Source organism: Clostridium sp. AF19-22AC (assembly GCF_003479085.1).
GTDB classification, from domain to species: domain Bacteria; phylum Bacillota; class Clostridia; order Lachnospirales; family Lachnospiraceae; genus Faecalicatena_A; species Faecalicatena_A orotica.
Window position 1 is genome coordinate 45734 of sequence record NZ_QUGN01000015.1, and the last position, 14192, is coordinate 59925.

The 14192-nt window shown below is 45.6% G+C and carries 11 protein-coding genes; 5 read left to right on the forward strand and 6 right to left on the reverse strand.

The features are described 5' to 3' along the window. Window positions 1-668 precede the first annotated feature (668 nt). Entirely contained in the window at window positions 669-1331 is a 663-nt protein-coding gene (locus DWX43_RS27030; RefSeq protein WP_182440750.1) for a hypothetical protein, read from the reverse strand. A gap of 807 nt (window positions 1332-2138) precedes the next feature. On the opposite strand from DWX43_RS27030, the gene DWX43_RS16895 reads away from it, so the two are divergent. Beyond that, complete coding sequence (locus DWX43_RS16895) at window positions 2139-3620, forward strand: GntR family transcriptional regulator (protein ID WP_243099365.1); 1482 nt, start codon at window positions 2139-2141, stop codon at window positions 3618-3620. Between the two features lie 171 nt (window positions 3621-3791). Then, window positions 3792-5204 (forward strand): InlB B-repeat-containing protein, encoded by a 1413-nt coding sequence (locus DWX43_RS16900; RefSeq protein WP_118621139.1) that lies wholly within the window; start codon window positions 3792-3794, stop codon window positions 5202-5204. Window positions 5205-5447: 243 nt separating this feature from the next. Here the strand turns inward: DWX43_RS16900 and DWX43_RS16905 are convergent, their stop codons facing one another. The 5 genes from DWX43_RS16905 to DWX43_RS16925 all read right to left on the reverse strand — a co-directional run bounded on the left by DWX43_RS16905 (window position 5448) and on the right by DWX43_RS16925 (window position 10582). Then, window positions 5448-7190 (reverse strand): sensor histidine kinase, encoded by a 1743-nt coding sequence (locus DWX43_RS16905; protein ID WP_118621140.1) that lies wholly within the window; start codon window positions 7188-7190, stop codon window positions 5448-5450. Continuing rightward, on the reverse strand, window positions 7174-7953 hold the full coding sequence (locus DWX43_RS16910) for a response regulator (RefSeq protein WP_118621141.1): 780 nt from the start codon (window positions 7951-7953) through the stop codon (window positions 7174-7176). The genes DWX43_RS16905 and DWX43_RS16910 overlap by 17 nt, the downstream gene beginning before the upstream one ends. 145 nt (window positions 7954-8098) lie before the next feature. Beyond that, entirely contained in the window at window positions 8099-9235 is a 1137-nt protein-coding gene (msrA, locus tag DWX43_RS16915; RefSeq protein ID WP_118621142.1) for a peptide-methionine (S)-S-oxide reductase MsrA, read from the reverse strand. A gap of 33 nt (window positions 9236-9268) precedes the next feature. Continuing rightward, window positions 9269-9859 carry a redoxin family protein gene (locus DWX43_RS16920; protein WP_118621143.1) on the reverse strand — a complete coding sequence of 197 codons (591 nt, stop codon included), beginning with the start codon at window positions 9857-9859 and terminating at the stop codon, window positions 9269-9271. A 24-nt stretch (window positions 9860-9883) separates the two neighbouring features. Further along, a complete protein-coding gene (locus DWX43_RS16925; RefSeq protein WP_118621144.1) occupies window positions 9884-10582 on the reverse strand; it encodes a cytochrome c biogenesis protein CcdA in 699 nt (232 codons plus the stop codon). A gap of 283 nt (window positions 10583-10865) precedes the next feature. Here DWX43_RS16925 and DWX43_RS16930 point away from each other — a divergent pair, with 283 nt between their 5' ends. The 3 genes from DWX43_RS16930 (at window position 10866) to DWX43_RS16940 (ending at window position 13738) form a co-directional block, all read left to right on the forward strand. Next, complete coding sequence (locus DWX43_RS16930; protein ID WP_118621145.1) at window positions 10866-12287, forward strand: GntR family transcriptional regulator; 1422 nt, start codon at window positions 10866-10868, stop codon at window positions 12285-12287. 323 nt (window positions 12288-12610) lie between these two features. Continuing rightward, window positions 12611-12802: a hypothetical protein gene (locus DWX43_RS16935; protein ID WP_147356313.1), complete on the forward strand. Its 192-nt coding sequence runs from the start codon at window positions 12611-12613 to the stop codon at window positions 12800-12802. Window positions 12803-12886: 84 nt separating this feature from the next. Continuing rightward, entirely contained in the window at window positions 12887-13738 is an 852-nt protein-coding gene (locus DWX43_RS16940; protein WP_118621147.1) for a tyrosine-type recombinase/integrase, read from the forward strand. Window positions 13739-14192: the final 454 nt, after the last annotated feature.

Below are 14192 nucleotides of genomic sequence, written 5' to 3' on the forward strand. Positions count from 1 at the left end.
CTTTATGAATGAGAAAACAGGAAAAGCAGGAACAAAAGAAACAGGAGAATGAAATTGCAGATTTTATGAAGGTCACAAATCATTTTTCCATTCTTTAAAAGAATGAATCATGGAGAAGGATGACCCCAGAAACTAGAGTTATATCACATTTACATAGGCAGATTTGGGGTATATGGCAATCCTGAATAATGAGTGTGGTCAGTTTTCCATATGAGTGAAGGAGGAGAATTTCAACAAAGAATCCTGTATGAAATTAAAATTTTCAGAGTAAATTTCCCGTTTTCACACTTCGCCCTCAACGGCATTATTGAGTCCATTTCCGAATATAGTAATGATGTCAAGCGGTTCTATGAAGTTTATGTCTTTAAAGTCTGCAGTAATGACAGGTCTGCTTGTTACTTCTATGCTTGTAGCATCTGCAGTTGCCGCTACTATTTAATGAGGAAAGGAATTAACGAAGATTAAAAATCTCAAACGATTTTTGATTACCTCTTTAGAAGTTCTTATATGCCGGTATAGCCTGTATTTCCGGGATTTCCCGACAATTTTTGGTACACCGCCGGACGCACCACACAAAGGGGCTATCCCATAATCGAGATAGCCCCTTTGTACCTTATATGTTATATCAAAAGTATACGAAATCACTATACCTTTTGACATTGTTATTATCACTCCGTCACTGCTGATGCAGGAGGATAAACACACAATCGATCTTCTGTTGCCGGGGCCTCTGCGTCCTCTGTTGTTACAAGCCCACGTTCTTCAATCAGTTCGGGTGGAATAGCGCTTATGGCTAACTGTTCTTCTTCCGTCAAACTGTTATACCAGGAAAGCCATTCCAACGTATCTTCGGAAAGGCCGTATTCATCTACCCATAGGTTGCCAAACTTGACTTGGTTTCCGTCTCCTTTCCTGTGCTCAAATACAATCCACTTTTCATCCAGAAAAACTTCTATGGTATCACCCGCACCATACTGATATCCAAAGCCCACCCCGAAATTAGATTGACTGTCTTTTGTTGGTGTCTCTGAAGCATCAACAGTTGAAGTTATTTCTCCGTCCATTGTGCCGCACTTTCTGTTAAGAGTGCTTTCCTCATCTGTGTCAAAGTAAAGTTTACCGTCTACCATTACCATCGGAATTTTATTCCGTTGAAGTTCTGCTGGGTCTTGCTCCGAAATATCTTCTACATTGGTTTCCTGCCCCGCCGGGAGTGGATTATACCCGCTGGGGTCTCCGTCTAGTCCAGAGTCTCCACCATTCTTTGCGCACCCTGTAAAAATAAGAAATGCTGACAATATCACTCCAAATAAAAGGCAAAGTCTTTTCATATCGTATGTCCTCCTTCATAATCAATCCCTTGCTTATATATTACGGGCGGTAAGGATTAGCATAACAGCCATTACAACAGGGACAATCGCTTACTCAATTCTCCTTTACAAACTGCGTTCATTTAGCAAATTATATCACGGCCATCCGTTTGAAACAACGGTAAAAGCGTGAGAATAAGGAGACAGATGATGTATTTTAACACTATCATTACATAATGCAGTAATGTAAGGATAGGAAGCTTGTAGCCGATCCATCAATTATGTCTGCGATGAAATCGAAGAATAGTTATGTAGCTTAGCGACGTGTGACCATTTCCTCACTCATAAAAAAACGTGAAGATTCAAGTTTTCTCGGGAATACCTTTCATTTTTACCGGCTATGGGTGTTAATACCATAAAATATTTGAACAAGAATTAGCAGTGCATTCCATATCATTGAAAATTGTTTTTTAAACAAGTAGTATTCAAGTGATTAAAGAAAGTACGATGAGTGATAAGGAAACCAGCCGTGGGGTCTATTAAAAAAAGGGGATACTATATAAAAAAGCAAAGTTTGGAGGATGCGTTGAGAAATAAATAAAATTTATTCCCACCACTGTTGGATTCCTGTCATGATGGATTTCCACGTTCATCTGTGATATACTTAATTATTAAAATGGCTGGGTAGTAAGAAGATGTGATTACAGCATATAGATGGGGACAACAAAAGCAGAGAGACACATATAACGATGGTTTATTTATCCAGAATGTGCAGAAAGGGCTTTTCCCACATTCCAGCGTTTGGCAATAATGGAACCGGAGCGCTTCATGATTGAGTTTGTAAAACTGGAAAATAAAGAATTTCTTAAAGAAGAAGGAGGAGGAACGATGCATAACAACAGCATGGCTGATATTATCTATGATTATTTTACTTCCCGGATCGTATTCGGTTATTATCTGCTTGGGGATCAGCTTCCTTCTATCAGCTATATCTGCCGGCAGTTTCAGGTCAGTGCTCTCACCGTGCGTACTGCGTTGATCCGGATGCGAGAGGAGGGGTACATCGAAACCACTGAACGCAAGCGCAGTATCGTGACCTTTCGGCCGGACGAGCAGCAGGAGCAGCGCTACCGGAACGCTTTCCTCTCACGCAGGGAGGGGATGAATGACATGTGCCGAAACTCCGATATTCTTTTCAGACCCATCGTTCATTACTATCTGCAAAGGCAGACTGAGGATTCTATCAAACAGATCCGGTCGCAGCTGAAGAAGCGGAAGGGGCACCCGGCGAAACAGATCAACATGTTTTACGCCGAGGCCATGCGCCCGCTGAACAATTCCCTGGCGCTTAATCTGCACTGGGAAATGGTACGGTATCTTCAAACCCCCTATCTTCAGCGTCCCGCCAATTTTGAAGATTCAGATACTGCGGCGGAGCATATCGAACAGATGCTAAGTCTGATTGAAGCAGGAAATATTGAAAAAGCGCTGGAGATGACTCAGGCGTTCAGCAAAAATGTCACGCAGATGTTTTTTGAAAGTCTGGGTGTCATGCTGGATACACCGGAGCCAGTTAAACAGATCCCATTTGAGTGGCAGATCTACAGAGAGCACCCGCAAATGTGCTATACGCTGGCTGCCGAGCTGATGAGCAAAATAGATGCGCGGATTTACAAACAGGAGGAACTTTTGCCCCCCTGTCAGGCGCTGGCACAGAAATATGATGTTTCCCTGATTACCATGCGGCGGACACTGGAGCTGTTAAACGACATCCATGTCACCGAAACACAGAATGGGGTCGGGACACGGGTGATATCTGGAAGGCTTTCCGGTCCGCCCGACCTCTCGCATTTACAAATCCGCAAATGCCTGCTCATGCTGCTGCAGGCGATGCAGATGAGCGCTCTGACCTGCAAAAATGTTGCGGTACATACGCTCTCTTCGCTGGACGACGAGGGCTTTCAGGCTCTTGAACGTGAAATTGGGTGCCTTACGGAGGAAGGAACGCCGTTCCTTGCCGCAAAAGCCTGCCTTCGATTCATTGGGGAGAACAGCTCCTCAGCTTTTATCCGGGAGGTATACCGCCAGCTTTACCTGCTCCTGCAATGGGGGCACGCCCTTCATATGTTTTCCCAAAAGCTGGATGCTGGCAGGTTTTACGAGGACTATGCCGAGAGTCTGCGAGAGAAGCTTTGCCGCCGGGATATCGGAGGCTTTGCCGAAAATCTGTCAGAGCTGATGAAAAAGAACGTTGTGGGAACCAGAGCTTTGCTTCTGGAACTCGGCTTTAAGAAGGAACAGCTGGTATAGGCATTCTCGGTCTGGTTTACATTTAGGGGCAGCTATTAATATATAATAAATCGAAAGCAGGAGGCGGTCACCAACCGCCGGCCTCTTGCAATGTCGTGTGTATCAGAGCTGTAACTACTAGACTAGTCGACGGCGACCGACTGTTTCGCTTTGGGCGATGTGGAAGGACAGGTGGGAGAGGTCGGCGGCCTGGTCGGATGGGTCACGAACGACGACGAAGATCGCACTGGTGGCACTTTCACCAATTGCTTTGCGTTTGGTCGGGTACACGAAAATGAAAGCGATAATGAGGATTTTGCGAAGCCGCTGATAAATGGCATGTGGGATGCGAGCAGCGACGATCACGCAACAGCGGTTAACTGCTATTATAACGCTGAGCGCAGCGGTCGAGAGGATTCTAACGGGACCAACAAAAGTCTGGAGGAATTCAAAGACGGTACGGTTTCCAACCTGTTGGGCGATGGTTTTGTTACGCGCACGGAATTCCCCCACCCTGTTTTATCCAGCATGTATCAGTCAAATCTCGCCACGTTAAAAAATCTCTGCTACAGCGTCAACGGCAGCGAGCCGATTCCGGTACCAGAATTCAAAACGGGCATTGATACTTATTCCATACTCCTGCCGCGCGAGACACCGCGGAACGCGGTGCTTACACTCACAGGTATATGCATGGAAACGGGAGCAGCTATTATCGGAACGACCGATGCAACGCTGGTAAATGGTGCATCAAATTTTCTGTCCCCTGCTACTATTACCGTGAAGGCACAGGACGGGACGGATGAAAAAACCTATATGGTACATTTTCTCACGGAACGAATCGAATCCAATATGAAAGACGCCTCCATCTCCGGTATCACGGCTGACGAGACCTTTATTCAAAATGAAATGCCATCCTTTACAGCCGTCGGCCCCGGCATGGACAATGACAATCCTGCCATCGGTGACGAGCGGTACCGCCCGGTGAGCTGGAAAATCGACGACGGCAACGTCCTTTCTGGAATGTGGAACGCGGCCCCCTTTACCAGCGGCATCGATTTAAGTAAGCTGTCGTTGGGAAAACATATTTTGAACATACAGTACGGCTGGGAACAATTTGGTGAGATCCTTGAGAATGGAGAGAGCACCGGCGAATATGGCTGGATGTCTCTGGATAGCGATCTGCCGGAGGAACTGATTAAAACTGTTCCCTTTACTATCGTTCCTGTCGTTACCTATACGCTAACCTTCGATACTGACGGGGGTACACCGGTGCCGAGTGCCCAGACACTGGAAGCTGGTGCGAAGCCTGCAACGGTAAGCAATTCAGCAAAGAAGGGCTATAGCTTCTCCGGATGGTATAATGATACAGCCAAAGTTAATCTCAGCGATTTTACTATGCCAGAGCATGATGTGGTGTTGAAAGCCAAATGGGAGAAAAAGCCGGCCACTCCGTCTCAGCCGACCAAGCCATCTCAGCCGGGCAAACCGGACGTTTCCTCCACTGTGCAAACCGGAGACAGCTCCCCTGTCTGGCCCTTTTGGGTAGCACTGACATCCCTGTTCGGAATTGGCTTAATGATATCTTTCAGAAAACGGCAGAGTTAAATGGATAAAGAGAGTATAAGATAGCTTTGAATAGATTGCTGTCAGAACACTTTTCTATCAATTGTACAGAATTGATAGGATAGAATAGGGCAGCCAATATTTTAGCAGTCGATTTAAAAGCGGCGGTTGGGTAAAACTTGACCGCCGCCTTTTCTCGTGTGTGCCTGCCAGGAATACAATAAAGATAAGTACAGCTCTCGTGTCCATATCTGTCCCGCACATCAGAAGAATCCATAAGATTTGTTACTTTACATATGGAGTGTTTTTTACTTTCTTGTTTACCGTCAGTCGTACAATGCAGCCTTCGCCAGGGGCGGACTCGACCGTTATGCCACAGTCCGGACCATAGATAAGCTTTAGGCGGCTGTCCACGTTTTGCAGGCCCACGCCGTTTTTCTGGAACGCTTCACTGCCACGAGACAGCGCCGCGGGGTCAAAACCCACACCGTTATCCGCCACAGTGAAAAGCAGCCGTTCCCCGTCCTCCGCCACCGTCACAGTGATCTGCCCGGGGCCTTCCATCGGCTTGATACCGTGATAAATGCTGTTTTCCACAACGGGCTGGAGGATGATCTTGGGCACTGTGTAATCCAGCAGTTCCTCCGGGACGGAAATCTCATAGCTGAGTTTCTCTTCATACCGCTCTTTTTGCATATACAGGTACTGCTGCACATGTTCCAGTTCATCGGCCACGGTGACCAGCTCCCGGCCGCCGCCAAGGGACAGGCGAAAAAAGGCGGCCAGGGATTTAGTGAGTGCAATCACTTTTTTGTTGTCGCCAAATTCAGCCATCCAGACGATGGTGTCCAGAGTGTTATAGAGGAAGTGAGGATTGATCTGGCTCACCAGAACATTGAGTTCCGCCTGGCGCAGCGTCCTTTCCTTCTCCGAAACTTCATTCATCAGTTCGCGCACACGGCGGATCATCTTATTATAATTTCCGGCTAGCAGTTCCACCTCGGTAAAGCCATGCCTTTGTACACTGATCTCCGCCAGTTTTTCAATCTCATCCATGCCCCGTTCCAGGTCGGCCATAGGTGTGGACAGCCGGCGGGTAAATAGAAAACCAAACAGCAGAACCGCACCGAAGAGCATACCACCGGTCAGTAGCACTGCCTCAAAAAGCTGCCGCTCCAGCATGCGCAGGGTATCTAAAGACACCACACCCATCATGGTCCAGCCGGCATTCTCGATTTCCGTCTGGTAAGTAAGCAGGTTCTGCTTTTTGTCGTAGCCGTCCCCTTCTGCCAGAATCGCCTGCAGCTGCTTCTGCTTATCAGGGTCGGAAAAGTAACTGGTGTCCTTATGGTAAACCGGCTCGCCTTTTTCATTCAGGAGGAATACATAGCCTTTCGTTCCCAGATCCAGACGGCTCAGATGGTCCTCGACAACGCTGTATGGCATATCCATCAACAGAACGCCCAGGTTCTCGCCAGTGTTGCCAGTGATTTCCGTGCTGATAGAAACCACCCAGTTATCCTTGTCGGAGGAAAAACTCTGCATCCGGGCGCCGGTGAGGATGGGCATGGTGTTGTGGATGGACTCCATATACCAGTCCTCCTTCATCATGTCCTTGGAAACTGACATATCGAGGCCCTCTTCATTGGAAAGGATGCGTCCGTCCTTGGAGACCACAACGATGGATTTTATGGCACTGTCGTTTTCAAGCAATGTATCGATACGGGACAGAAGGCCCTCCTGCAGGCTCTCGTCATCCCCGGAAAGATATAGGCGGAGGGTGGGGTCGCTTGCGAAGACGTTGGACTCCCCTTTGATGCGGGCGATGTAGGTGGAGAGATTAGTTCCGCTTAAGTCCATCAGCTCGTGTGTTTTGGAGACGGTCTCCTTCATCAGCAGATTGGCTGCGAAGAAATAGACTGCTCCGCTAAGGAGCAGGATAACGGTCAGCCCCGTGCCCAGAACGAACAGGGGGAGCTGAACGCTGAACCGCCGGAACCAGCCGCGAATGCTATGCTTTTTTTCCATGTCCCGCCTCCGTCCTGAACGCTGTAGGCGTTTTTCCATATTTGCGCCGGAAGCATACACTGAAATAGTTTGGATCGTCAATGCCTACTGCCGCTGCGATTTCGTAGTTTTTCATCTGGGTGGACAAAAGCAGGATCTTTGCCTGCCCAAGCCGAAGGTCCAGAAAGTAGTCCCTAAAATTGGCGCCAAAATGCTTTTTAAACAGCGTACTCAGATAACTGATGCTGTATCCCAGCTCGTCTGCCATCGTGCTGAGGGAATACCCGGTGTCGGCAAGATGTCCCTCTAAACACTCGGCCATTTGTGTGCGGACACTTCCTTCCTCTCTGGCGCCAGCATCCGCTGCCAGCTTATTTACCTCCTGCCGCACAGCTGCCAGGCTGTCCGCTTCTTTCTTTTTCTCCACCAGGCGGAAAAGAATCGCCTGGATATCGTCCCGGGAGAGGGGCTTTAAGACATAATCGTCCACCCCTGCCTTGATGGCGCGGATGGCGTAGTCCAGATAGTCGTACCCCGTTATCATGGCAATCTTGACGGATGGGTCGTACTCCTTTGCCCGGCGGCAGAAGTCCAGTCCGTTCATTTTGGGCATATTGATATCAGCAAGGATCAGGTCGATCTGCTCTTTTTCTAATAGCACGAGGGCTTCCTCACCGTTTTCGGCCTCATAGAACCCAGTGATGCCCAACCCTTCAAAATCGACAAACGCCCGGATTCCCCGTCGGATAATGCTTTCATCATCCACCACCAGCAGCTGATACATTCTAATGCCCCCTTTCCCATGAATGCATATAACGCCGCACCATACACAGCTTTCGCTGCGAAGGATACGGTGCTGCCTCTGTATCATTTTATTATACAGCACCGGAACTCACGGTACAAGTCCGTGAGTCCCGGCATTGCTTCCACTACTTAAAAATCTGGAGCAGAAACCCATATCCCTCAGCTTCTAAGTCCTCATAGGCAATGAAGCGGATGGAAGCGCTGTTAATGCAGTAGCGCAGCCCGCCCAATTCAGCGGGTCCGTCGTCAAAGACATGACCTAAGTGGGTGTCCCCGGCGCGGCTGCGTACTTCTGTGCGCACCATGTTGAACTGTGTGTCGGTTTTTTCCGTCACCACCTCTGGAATGACCGGCTTTGAAAAGCTGGGCCAGCCGCAGCCAGACTCGAACTTGTCCTCTGAACTAAACAGCGGCTCTCCAGTCACTACATCCACATAGACACCCTTGCCGAATTGGTCTGTGTACTCATTGGTATAGGGACGTTCTGTATCCCCCAGCTGGGTAACGCGGTACTGGATATCTGTCAGTTTCTCTTTCAGCTCATCCTCACTGGGCACTGGGTAATTTTCCGCTTGGATGAGACTGGACAGATCCGTCATACCCAGACCTTCATCTTCGATAAATTGGTCGGCATCACCGAGATTGATGTGGCAGTAGCCGCCTGGATTTTTGTCCAGATAATCCTGATGATAGTCCTCCGCCAGATAAAAGTTATTTAATGGCATCACCTCGGTGGCAATCCTCGTCTGATATTTCTCCTGTTGTTCCGCAACTGCGGCGTCAGCCACCTTTTTGTCGGCTTCATCCGTGTAGTAAATACCGGAGCGGTACTGGCTTCCCCGGTCGTTCCCCTGCTTATTGACGCTTGTGGGGTCTACTACATTGAAGAATCCATCCAAAAGCTGTTCCGTCGAGATGCGGGAGGTGTCATAAACCACTTTGACTGTTTCCGCATGGCCGGTATTGTTGAAGCATACCTCCTCATAGGTCGGATCCTTCGTTGTTCCATTCGCATAGCCTACATCAGTTTCATAAACACCGGGCAGCTTTTTCATATAGGCCTCAAGTCCCCAAAAACAGCCGCCTGCCAGATAAATCGTGTGCAGATCTTCTTCTTTTACTGTCATATTTACTTCCTTTCCTGCCGGCATTCCTTCGGCATCTCCTTTTGTGTTCTGCAAAGTGGTGGAACATCCCGCCAGAACTGTCATGATAATGGCCAACATTCCTGTGCCTAGCGATGCTATCCAATTTTTTTTCATGATGTTACCTCTCCTTTCTATATTTAGCACTCGTCAGTTGATCCTTTCAAAACTATTTTTGATGGTATCATTGTCTGCATGGCCAGGTTCAAGCTTTACCATGACCCCGTCGGATCCAATGTATTCAGATGTGGGATATCCCCGTACACCCGTCTGTGCACCGTATGCACCGTCAGTATCGAACAGAACGGTGATATTTTCTGTATGCCCGACACCGGAAAACCAGGTCTGAAAGTCCTCCACATCCTTCTCACCTTTTTGCCCCGGAGCTACGATAGTCAGAACCTGAAAATCGGTTTCCTCTGCGGAAAGGGTGTTGATATCTTTCAGCCCGCCCAGACAGACGGGACACCAGGAGGCCCAATATTTAAGATAGACCTTTTCTCCTGCAAAGTCGGAGAGCTTTACAGTATTGCCATCCAGATCCATCATTTCAAAATCGGGGGCCAACGCTCCGTCGTTCTTTTTTTCCTTCTCATTCCTTCTCATGCTGGTGTTCTCCTTTGCGCTGTTTTCTTGTTCATCCATTGCTGGCCGGGCATTTCCACGCCCTCCGGCGCCGCACGCAGTCAGTACCAAGAGCGAAAGACTCAAAACTGCTGCCAAAAATAATTTATGTTTCATCGTCATCTTCTCCTTTCTACTATGTTACCCAAAGAGGGATAATATATTGTCCAGGCTGTCTGTCATCAGGAGGATTCCCATCATGATGATCACCAGACCGCCGGCAGTCTTGATCTTACGCAGGTATTTATTAAGCTTTTTAACCTTGGTTAGCAGCACGTCAGAGAAAAGTGCCAGTGCCATAAAAGGCACCAAAAAACCAAGAGAATAAACTGCCATCAGGAATGCCCCGTACAGCGGCTGACCGCCGGTGGCTGAAAGCCCCAGAATCGCTCCCAGAACCGGTCCGATGCAGGGAGTCCAGCCAAAGCTGAAGGTAAGGCCCAGCAGGAAGGCACCGAGGGAATCTCCCCGGAGGGACCGCTTAAGTTCCACTTTTTTCTGGCTGTAGAGCCATTTGATATGGATGAGTCCCGTCTGGTGCAGTCCCAGAATGATGACGATGACACCCATCATGATCATGAATGGTTTACTGCCGATGACCGAACCCAGCGCTCCGGCGCCAAAGCCCAGCAGGATAAAGCATATGGAAATCCCTGCGACGAAAAGGACGCTTTTGCGTATGACCCGCAGTCTGCGCCGGGCCGGACTTTCTCCCCCGGCAGGGCCGCCGGAGGAAAACAGGGAGAGGTACACAGGGAGCAGCGGCACGATGCAGGGGGAAAAGAAGGACAGCAGCCCCGCCGTAAGCACTGTTCCTAGATACAATGATTGAACGTCCATATATGTCACCCCTTTCTTCTTTCTGTCTTTATTCTACGCCCAGTCGAAAAAGATTGTAATGGAACGGCTTTCGCTGTTTCTTTGATTTCTTGTGATTACGTGAAAAATCTTCAGGAGAGTTTCTTCGCCGGATTCCTGAGGCTGTAATAGTAACAATGTTACTGAGAAAAGATTGATCTTACATCAATTATCAGATCCTTAATAATCTATCAAGGCTTCCGGTGGGCTTGATTCCTTATCCTGCAAAATGATATAATAAATATAATAGATTAGGAGGGAAGGAATGGAAAGACGGCCAGATACTTACTATTACAAAGTGTACCAGGATCTTGTTGCACAGATCTATGTAGGGAAATATAAAAAAGGGGATATTCTTCCCAGCCTGAAAGAGTTCTGTGATATCTATGGGGTGGGGAGGAATACTGTCCGTTCCGCGCTACAGTTACTGCAAGAACATGGGTATATCAAAATGGAGCCAAGAAAACAGGCAGTGATATCTTTTGATTGCGATGATCTTCAATATCAAAAATCTTATCTTGCAGAAGCATTAGGACGAAAGACTGCCATTTTCCAAGTTTATGACTTTATGGAGTTTGCAATGCCAGCAATTTTCGTTTATATCTTGAAGGGGCTGCCTCGAAGTCTCCGAACAGAAATCGCTGAACTTATTGTTTTTTTTTCAGAAAACCTGTCTGTAAAAACTGAGGCAAAGATGCAGGCAGGCGTTATGCAGCTTTATCGGTTGATCATTGCGCTGCCTAACAACCAACTGCTTGAAAAATTGTTTTTTGCTATCTTCTCATACATACAGATACCAGTCATCAACAGTGAATGGGAGGAAATAAAACTTAGAGCGATAGCGCCTCTTTTTAAGACAACTTTTAAAAAGTTTCAAAAGTATATAGTTGCACAAGAATATGATAAGCTGGGACAACAGGTCAGCATTTTTTGTCAGACCACGAAAAAGAGGGTGGACAGATATTTATCAAAGTTTAGTACGAAGATCAAAGCAGTGGAGATGGACGAAAGGGCCCGCTTTACATGGACGATCACGGGAAAGCCGGAATATGTGCAGCTTGCATCGGCACTGGTATTTAAAATAGGAAGGGGGGACTATAAAAACGGAGATATCCTGCCGTCATATGTACAGCTTGCGGAAGAAAATGGTGTATCCGAAATAACATCCAGGAATGCGATCGAAGTTCTGGGCAAACTTAAGATAGTCACTACGATAAATGGAGTAGGTACTAAAGTAGAAGGTTTTAGCCAGACGGGCAGGGATGTGTTTTTGAAAGATATGGAAATGAGAGGACTTATTCTTTCTTATATTGAAGCACTTCAGTTATTGATTATCTTGTGCAGGCCTGTCTTGGACCACGGGGAGGAGATGATGACAGAAAAAGAACGTGATCATTTAAAAAGTCAGTTCATAGATCAAGGGCCTGCATGTGTTCTAAAGACGCTGCTTCCCTATGCGGGGCCAGTAGCTGTTTCTGTTTTTGAATGCTTAAAAAATGAACTGGCCTGGGGCTACTTATTGATCATCAAGAAAAATCAGGAGAAGGAGGAAAGGGCTTTAAAAATATTGACAAGACCGGAGGTATCTATCGCTGAGTTAATATATGAAGACTGCCAACAATATTTTGACCAGGCAAGACAGATTGCCAGAAAAAATTCCATAGATATCCCTTTATCTATCCTATAATACGTTGAGATGCAGAATAAATTGATGCTTATACATACAAGGTGATTGAAAATGGGATTTTTGTCTATACAATCTTTATTCTTAATAATAATGAAAGGTTAGGCTTTCAATAATTAGGGTTTTTAATGCTTGAATATCCAATATTTGACAGTTGTAATACGGAATGATAAAATAATATTGATACCAATACATACAAGCAAAAAATATACGAACCGATTGTCGACACGAAGGGGTGATGGGCAATGTATAAAATACGAACCACTGTAGAGATTTGGGAAACAGTTGTTAGGTTATATCCTGTACGATGGGAGGAGAATCTGTCCTTGGATCCTAATAAGGAGCAGAGGATACTTTCCTGCTCATCTTTGCGGCATGGAGACTTTAAAAAAGCTTGTAAGTATTTGCAAATTTCAGCTGACTGGTATGTTACCCAGTTGGCTTTTTTTACGCTTAAATCAGTATCAATATATTATGCAAATCTGAAGGAGAGGAAGAAAAACAAAGATAAAAACTAGAAAAATATGGGATATGGAGATAAAAAGATATGTGGATAGTTTTCTGGCAATAATAACTGTTAAATGAAAAGGAGAGTTGTTATTATGAAACAGGAATTTATCGCTACAAATAAGCTGTTGGAGGACTTCGTGAAGTATCTGACTGAAGAGGAACGGAGTAAGGCAACTATAGAAAAATATGAAAGAGATGTAAAAAATTATATGAAATTTCTTGGGGTGGACCAGACGATCACCAGGGAAAGTATACTTGAGTATAAAGAATCAATGCTCCATATGTATTGTATTACCAGTGTTAATTCTATGTTGGCTGCTCTGAACCAATTTTTACTGTTTATTGGAGCATACAATCTTAGAGTAAAGCGGATCAAGGTACAGAAGCAGATATTCCGAGAAGAAGACCGGGAATTGTCAGAAGAAGAATATAGGATCTTGGTGCAAAAGGCATATAAAGAAGGAAAGACCAGGCTGGCACTTATTATGGAAACTATTTGTTCTACTGGAATTCGGATCAGCGAACTACAGTATTTCACAGTCAAGGCAGTAAGAGCCGGACGGATTGAAATTTTTAATAAGGGGAAAATGCGGATCATTCTTGTACCAGAACAATTAAGAAAGAAATTACTTTGTTATATTTTTAAGGTGAAAATACAAAATGGGAGTATATTTGTAACAATGGGAGGAAAACCAGTTGACAGGAGTAACATTTGGAGGGAGATGAAAAGGCTCGGTATTGATGTAAAAATACTGGAGAAGAAGATCTTTCCGCATAATCTCAGGCATCTTTTCGCGGTCATATACTACCAGGCATTCAAGGATATTATAAGTCTTGCGGATATACTGGGACATTCCAGTGTGGATACCACAAGAGTCTACACAGCAACGACTGGGACGGAATATAAAAGACGGCTGGAAAGCCTATGTTTGGTTCTAAAATAAAAAAACAACATAATTATAGTTATGTTGTATCTTTGCCAAAACCTATCTAAGTTATATTTACTTTATCACATTTGACAAATCTCGTCAATACATAATTCCCAAAAAATGCGAAAAAAACACAAAATCAAAATATAAAATATTGTTTTAGGTCGTTTTTAAGTAACGTCCAGAAAAATTAACTCATCCCAAGATATTTATGTGATTTTCAAACAGCAGATATTAAGTAGTAGCATCTGAATGGTTGAGATTTTTACATGCAGATTAGAGCCTTTAAGATTGGATGGATCGTAAAGGCTTTTTTGTTGTTAATTATAAGATGAAATTATACCCATAGTGTAGCGTAAGTAGTTCTGATGTAGAAAATACCCCTTTTTTAAGTTTAATGACGGGCTAGGGCTACATGCCATGAGGTTGGATTACAACATAACTATAAGTATGTTGTAAAAAATATAGT

What these genes read in the sequence shown, in the direction of transcription:
- DWX43_RS27030 (WP_182440750.1), bottom strand. Translation starts at nt 1,331, where the DNA reads ATGAAAAGACTTTGCCTTTTATTTGGAGTGATATTGTCAGCATTTCTT.
- DWX43_RS16895 (WP_243099365.1), top strand. Translation starts at nt 2,139, where the DNA reads ATGATTGAGTTTGTAAAACTGGAAAATAAAGAATTTCTTAAAGAAGAA.
- DWX43_RS16905 (WP_118621140.1), bottom strand. Translation starts at nt 7,190, where the DNA reads ATGGAAAAAAAGCATAGCATTCGCGGCTGGTTCCGGCGGTTCAGCGTT.
- DWX43_RS16910 (WP_118621141.1), bottom strand. Translation starts at nt 7,953, where the DNA reads ATGTATCAGCTGCTGGTGGTGGATGATGAAAGCATTATCCGACGGGGA.
- msrA (WP_118621142.1), bottom strand. Translation starts at nt 9,235, where the DNA reads ATGAAAAAAAATTGGATAGCATCGCTAGGCACAGGAATGTTGGCCATT.
- DWX43_RS16920 (WP_118621143.1), bottom strand. Translation starts at nt 9,859, where the DNA reads ATGAAACATAAATTATTTTTGGCAGCAGTTTTGAGTCTTTCGCTCTTG.
- DWX43_RS16925 (WP_118621144.1), bottom strand. Translation starts at nt 10,582, where the DNA reads ATGGACGTTCAATCATTGTATCTAGGAACAGTGCTTACGGCGGGGCTG.
- DWX43_RS16930 (WP_118621145.1), top strand. Translation starts at nt 10,866, where the DNA reads ATGGAAAGACGGCCAGATACTTACTATTACAAAGTGTACCAGGATCTT.
- DWX43_RS16940 (WP_118621147.1), top strand. Translation starts at nt 12,887, where the DNA reads ATGAAACAGGAATTTATCGCTACAAATAAGCTGTTGGAGGACTTCGTG.